This window comes from Escherichia sp. MR (assembly GCF_005280595.1).
GTDB lineage: Bacteria > Pseudomonadota > Gammaproteobacteria > Enterobacterales > Enterobacteriaceae > Escherichia > Escherichia ruysiae.
The window spans coordinates 1-5,751 of sequence record NZ_SZVK01000098.1; the positions used below are offsets into that span (position 1 = coordinate 1).

The following is a 5,751-nucleotide window of genomic DNA, read 5'->3' on the forward strand; positions in this document are numbered from 1 at the left end:
GATAGAAACAGAAGCCACTGGAGCACCTCAAAAACACCATCATACACTAAATCAGTAAGTTGGCAGCATCACCGCTTAACTCGTCTTCTCAAATGCAAAATCTGGCACTATCTAACAGCCAGCTTGTGATGACCACCGATGGTAAAACCAGCAGCAATATTACGGTTCTCGATAAGTTAATCGCAGAGAACAATATTCTGTATGTAAAACCGACCAGACCGCTTAACGAAATGTCTGTCGGTGATATTCCGTTGATCACGGCAGAAAATGGAACCAACAATACTCAGGCGTTTAAAACTGTGCCTCAACAGATGGGTTTTCACTCAATGACTCCTGATGTTGAGGTGGTAAATACTGATGGTGCCACACAGTGGCGTCTGAAAGGATTCGATGTTCAGCGTAATAATGCTGCACTCAATGAAAGTCAACGTTTTATGGATATCCGTTACAGGAACTTCTTATCTGAGGTGAATAACCTTAACCGACGTATGGGTGATCTACGCGATACACAAGGAGAAGCCGGTGCCTGGGCACGGTTTATGACCACTTCTGGTTCAGGCGAGGGGGGATTCTCTGATCGCCATATGCATCTGCAAATTGGTGCCGACAAAAAACATCACTTTGATGGAGGTGATCTTTTTACAGGTATCATGATGACTGTTACTGACAGCAAAGCCAGTGGCGAAAGTTACCAGGGGAAAACCCGCTCTGTAGGCGGCGGTTTATACGCATCCACCCTGTTTGATTCAGGATTGTATATTGATGTGGTCGGAAAATATGTCCATCATCGTGACGATTACACAATGCAAACATTGGGACTTGGTAAGGCAGACGATACTGCCCACTCCTGGTATTTAGGGGCTGAAACCGGTTGGCGCTATCAGTGGAAACCTGATGTGTTTATTGAACCGCAGGTTGAGCTTGTCTACGGCACGTTGTCAGGTAATACCTTTGACTGGCAATACAACGGAATGGATATCAGCATGCAACGTAAAACGGCAAAACCCTTGATTGGTCGTACTGGAGTGGAGTTTGGAAAAACGCTGGATGGGCACGACTGGCAGGTTACAGCGAAGGCAGGTTTAAGTTATCAATTTGACCTGCGGAATTCTGGCACCACCACTTACCGTGATTTTGCTGGTGAGTCCACGATGTACAACGGTAAAGATGGTCGTATGTTAGCCAATATTGGGATTGATACACGCATTAAAGACAATACCCGTATCGGCCTGACCGTTGAGAAATCAGCATTTGGTAAGTACAACGTCGATAATGCTATCAATGCGAATATCCGCTATTCATTCTGATATTTAAAAAGATCGTTTCATCTACAAGACCCGATATGCGTACGTATCGGGTCATCTTGTGTTTGTCATCACACTCATATCAATAACATCTGCCTTTTTTTTAACCCTGGGTCATACTCATATTTTGTTAATACAAAGGACATGGCATGAAACTTATCGGTAGCTACACCAGCCCGTTTGTACGCAAACTTTCTATTCTGTTGTTAGAAAAGGGAATAACTTTCGAATTTATTAATGAACTGCCCTATAACGCGGACAACGGCGTGGCGCAATTTAACCCGTTAGGGAAAGTGCCGGTGCTGGTGACCGAAGAGGGCGAATGTTGGTTTGATTCGCCGATCATTGCCGAATATATTGAATTAATGAATGTCGCTCCGGCGATGTTGCCGCGCGATCCGCTGGAGTCGTTGCGAGTGCGTAAAATTGAGGCGCTGGCAGATGGCATTATGGATGCCGGGCTGGTGTCGGTGCGCGAACAGGCGCGTCCGGCGGCGCAGCAGTCTGAAGATGAATTGTTACGCCAGCGGGAGAAAATCAACCGTAGCCTGGATGTGCTGGAAGGATATCTGGTCGATGGCACGCTCAAAACCGATACGGTCAATCTGGCGACGATCGCCATTGCCTGTGCCGTCGGATATCTCAATTTCCGCCGCGTTGCGCCGGGCTGGTGTGTTGACCGCCCACACTTAGTCAAACTGGTCGAAAACTTGTTTAGCCGCGAAAGTTTTGCCCGCACCGAACCACCAAAGGCTTGATGCGCGATATGTCCTCCTGACCCATCTCACGTTACAATCCGTGGTTATGTTAAACGCCCTTCTCCGTGTGAGAGGGCCTTGATCAGCCAGGTTTCCTATGACAACCGAAACGCGTTCCCTCTATAGTCAACTTCCGGCTATTGATCGCTTATTGCGCGATAGCTCCTTCCTTTCTTTGCGTGATACTTATGGTCACACCCGCGTGGTGGAATTGCTGCGTCAGATGCTTGACGAAGCGCGAGAAGTGATTCGTGACAGCCAGACGCTGCCCGCGTGGTGTGAGAACTGGGCGCAAGAAGTCGATGCCCGGTTGACGAAAGAAGCGCAGAGCGCGCTGCGTCCGGTGATCAACCTGACAGGAACCGTACTGCATACCAACCTTGGGCGAGCTTTACAGGCGGAAGCAGCGGTGGAAGCCGTTGCGCAGGCTATGCGTTCGCCGGTGACGCTGGAGTACGATCTGGACGACGCCGGACGCGGGCATCGCGATCGCGCGCTGGCGCAGCTACTGTGCCGCATTACCGGTGCGGAAGATGCCTGTATCGTCAATAACAATGCGGCGGCGGTGCTGCTGATGCTGGCAGCCACTGCCAGCGGGAAAGAGGTGGTGGTGTCTCGTGGCGAACTGGTGGAGATCGGCGGCGCGTTTCGTATCCCTGACGTCATGCGTCAGGCTGGCTGTACCCTGCACGAAGTGGGGACGACCAACCGCACGCACGTCAGTGATTATCGTCAGGCGGTGAATGAAAATACCGCACTGTTGATGAAAGTACATACCAGTAACTACAGCATTCAGGGGTTCACCAAAGCGATAGATGAAGCGGAACTGGTGGCGCTCGGCAAAGAGCTGGATGTTCCCGTAGTGACTGATTTAGGCAGTGGTTCGCTGGTCGATCTTAGCCAGTACGGTTTGCCGAAAGAGCCGATGCCGCAGGAGTTGATTGCGGCGGGCGTCAGCCTGGTGAGCTTCTCCGGCGACAAGTTGTTAGGCGGGCCGCAGGCAGGGATCATCGTTGGTAAGAAAGAGATGATTTCCCGCCTGCAAAGCCATCCGCTGAAACGTGCATTACGCGCGGATAAAATGACCCTCGCGGCGCTGGAAGCGACGCTGCGTCTCTATCTGCACCCCGAAGCACTGAGCGAAAAATTACCGACCCTGCGTCTGCTTACTCGCAGTGCAGAGGTTATTCAAATCCAGGCGCAACGTTTACAGGCTCCCCTTGCCGCACATTACGGCGCGGAGTTTGCGGTACAGGTTATGCCGTGTCTTTCGCAGATTGGCAGTGGTTCGCTGCCGGTTGATCGCCTGCCGAGCGCGGCATTAACGTTTACACCCCATGACGGACGTGGCAGCCACCTTGAGGCATTAGCCGCCCGCTGGCGTGAATTGCCGGTGCCGGTGATTGGTCGTATTTATGACGGACGATTGTGGCTGGATTTACGCTGCCTTGAAGATGAGCAACGGTTTATGGAGATGTTGTTGAAATGATTATTGCGACTGCCGGACACGTTGACCACGGCAAAACAACCTTATTGCAGGCGATTACTGGCGTAAATGCCGACCGTCTGCCGGAAGAAAAAAAGCGCGGTATGACCATCGATCTCGGCTATGCCTACTGGCCGCAGCCAGATGGGCGCGTGCCTGGTTTTATCGACGTTCCCGGTCATGAAAAGTTTCTTTCCAATATGTTGGCGGGCGTCGGGGGTATCGATCACGCGCTGCTGGTGGTGGCTTGCGATGACGGTGTGATGGCGCAGACCCGTGAGCATCTGGCGATTTTGCAGCTTACCGGTAACCCGATGCTGACAGTGGCGCTGACTAAAGCCGATCGCGTGGACGAAGCGCGTGTTGATGAGGTTGAACGTCAGGTAAAGCAGGTGCTGCGGGAATATGGTTTTGCTGAGGCAAAACTGTTTGTCACCGCAGCAACCGAAGGTCGGGGAATTGATGCCCTGCGCGAACATCTGCTTCAGTTGCCTGAACGTGAACACGCCAGCCAACATAGTTTCCGCCTCGCTATCGACCGCGCTTTTACCGTAAAAGGTGCCGGGCTGGTGGTCACCGGTACGGCGTTAAGCGGGGAAGTGAAGGTGGGTGATTCACTATGGCTGACCGGTGTAAATAAGCCGATGCGCGTGCGTGCTCTCCATGCGCAAAATCAACCAACAGAAACCGCCCATGCCGGGCAACGTATTGCGCTTAACATCGCCGGTGATGCGGAGAAAGAACAGATTAACCGTGGCGACTGGCTGCTTGCCGATGCGCCGCCGGAGCCGTTCACGCGGGTGATTGTCGAGCTACAAACTCATGTACCGTTGACCCAGTGGCAGCCGCTGCATATTCACCACGCCGCCAGCCACGTTACGGGGCGCGTTTCGCTGCTGGAAGATAACCTTGCCGAGCTGGTGTTCGACACGCCTTTGTGGCTGGCGGATAACGATCGCATAGTGCTGCGCGATATCTCGGCTCGCAACACGCTGGCGGGGGCGCGCGTGGTGATGCTCAACCCGCCACGTCGCGGTAAGCGTAAGCCGGAATATCTGCAATGGCTGGCGTCTCTTGCACGCACACAAAGCGATGCCGACGCACTGACGGTTCATCTGGAACGCGGAGCGGTGAATCTTGCCGATTTCGCCTGGGCGAGACAGCTCAACGGCGAAGGGATGCGCGAACTGCTGCAACAGCCTGGCTATATTCAGGCTGGTTATAGCTTGTTGAATGCGCCGGTTGCCGCCCGCTGGCAGCGGAAAATCCTCGACACATTAGCGGCTTATCATGAGCAGCATCGCGATGAACCCGGTCCGGGGCGCGAGCGCCTGCGGCGTATGGCGTTGCCGATGGAAGATGAAGCTCTGGTACTGTTGTTGATTGAAAAGATGCGCGAAAGCGGCGATATCCACAGCCACCACGGCTGGCTGCATCTGCCGGATCACAAAGCGGGCTTCAGCGAAGAGCAGCAGGCCATCTGGCAAAAAGCAGAGCCGCTGTTTGGTGACGAGCCGTGGTGGGTGCGTGACCTGGCAAAAGAGACGGGAACCGACGAGCAGGCAATGCGGCTGACACTACGCCAGGCGGCGCAGCAGGGGATAATTACGGCGATCGTCAAAGATCGTTATTACCGTAATGATCGGATTGTTGAATTTGCCAATATGATCCGCGATCTCGATCAGGAATGTGGCTCAACCTGCGCGGCGGATTTCCGCGATCGCTTAGGTGTAGGCCGAAAGCTGGCAATTCAGATTCTGGAATATTTTGACCGCATTGGCTTTACGCGGCGTCGTGGAAATGATCATTTATTGCGCGATGCATTATTATTTCCCGAAAAATAAGGAAATGATTAATTCATAATAAATATGAATTAATACAAAATTCTTATTAATATTAAGGAAGCACGTTATTTGATGAATGTAACGTGCTTTTTATTAAAAATATTTTGATAAACGGTAATGTCGATCATATTTCCGAATGAAAATACTTTGTAATCTGCCAGCCCTTTTTACTCTTCCAGGAGTGTTTTATGGCAGCTTCAACCTTTTTTATTCCTTCAGTGAATGTCATCGGCGCTGATTCATTGAATGATGCAATGAATATGATGGCAGACTATGGGTTTACCGGTAATGACTCCAACTTATTGATAGTGTTTTATGTTCAGATAATGCCCGATGACTTTGTCATGCAGCTCCACCGA

5 protein-coding genes and 1 pseudogene are annotated in these 5,751 nt (G+C 51.8%); 5 read left to right on the forward strand and 1 reads right to left on the reverse strand.

The window, feature by feature from the left end; genetic code table 11:
* Positions 1 to 92 precede the first annotated feature (92 nt).
* From FC814_RS21955 to FC814_RS23360, 5 genes and pseudogenes are all read left to right on the forward strand, one after another.
* The gene (locus tag FC814_RS21955; protein WP_301546388.1) at positions 93 to 1,307 is read left to right on the forward strand and encodes an autotransporter outer membrane beta-barrel domain-containing protein; all 1,215 of its coding nucleotides are present in this window, start codon (positions 93 to 95) and stop codon (positions 1,305 to 1,307) included.
* A 146-nt stretch (positions 1,308 to 1,453) separates the two neighbouring features.
* Positions 1,454 to 2,062, forward strand: a complete 609-nt coding sequence (locus FC814_RS21960; RefSeq protein WP_000766696.1) for a glutathione S-transferase — start codon at positions 1,454 to 1,456, stop codon at positions 2,060 to 2,062.
* Positions 2,063 to 2,159: 97 nt separating this feature from the next.
* Positions 2,160 to 3,551 carry an L-seryl-tRNA(Sec) selenium transferase gene (gene selA, locus FC814_RS21965; RefSeq protein ID WP_000206252.1) on the forward strand — a complete coding sequence of 464 codons (1,392 nt, stop codon included), beginning with the start codon at positions 2,160 to 2,162 and terminating at the stop codon, positions 3,549 to 3,551.
* The gene (selB, locus tag FC814_RS21970) at positions 3,548 to 5,392 is read left to right on the forward strand and encodes a selenocysteine-specific translation elongation factor (protein WP_137326467.1); all 1,845 of its coding nucleotides are present in this window, start codon (positions 3,548 to 3,550) and stop codon (positions 5,390 to 5,392) included. Before selA ends, selB begins: the two co-directional genes overlap by 4 nt.
* A 188-nt stretch (positions 5,393 to 5,580) precedes the next feature.
* Positions 5,581 to 5,676: pseudogene (locus FC814_RS23360) on the forward strand (hypothetical protein); the annotation flags it as partial.
* Between the two features lie 15 nt (positions 5,677 to 5,691).
* On the opposite strand, the gene FC814_RS23785 reads toward FC814_RS23360, so the two are convergent.
* Positions 5,692 to 5,751 (reverse strand): IS1 family transposase (locus FC814_RS23785; protein ID WP_071528444.1); only part of this gene is annotated, 60 nt, incomplete at its 5' end.

Coding starts and splice junctions, on each gene's coding strand:
- FC814_RS21955 (WP_301546388.1), top strand. CDS start 93: ATGCAAAATCTGGCACTATCTAACAGCCAGCTTGTGATGACCACCGAT.
- FC814_RS21960 (WP_000766696.1), top strand. CDS start 1,454: ATGAAACTTATCGGTAGCTACACCAGCCCGTTTGTACGCAAACTTTCT.
- selA (WP_000206252.1), top strand. CDS start 2,160: ATGACAACCGAAACGCGTTCCCTCTATAGTCAACTTCCGGCTATTGAT.
- selB (WP_137326467.1), top strand. CDS start 3,548: ATGATTATTGCGACTGCCGGACACGTTGACCACGGCAAAACAACCTTA.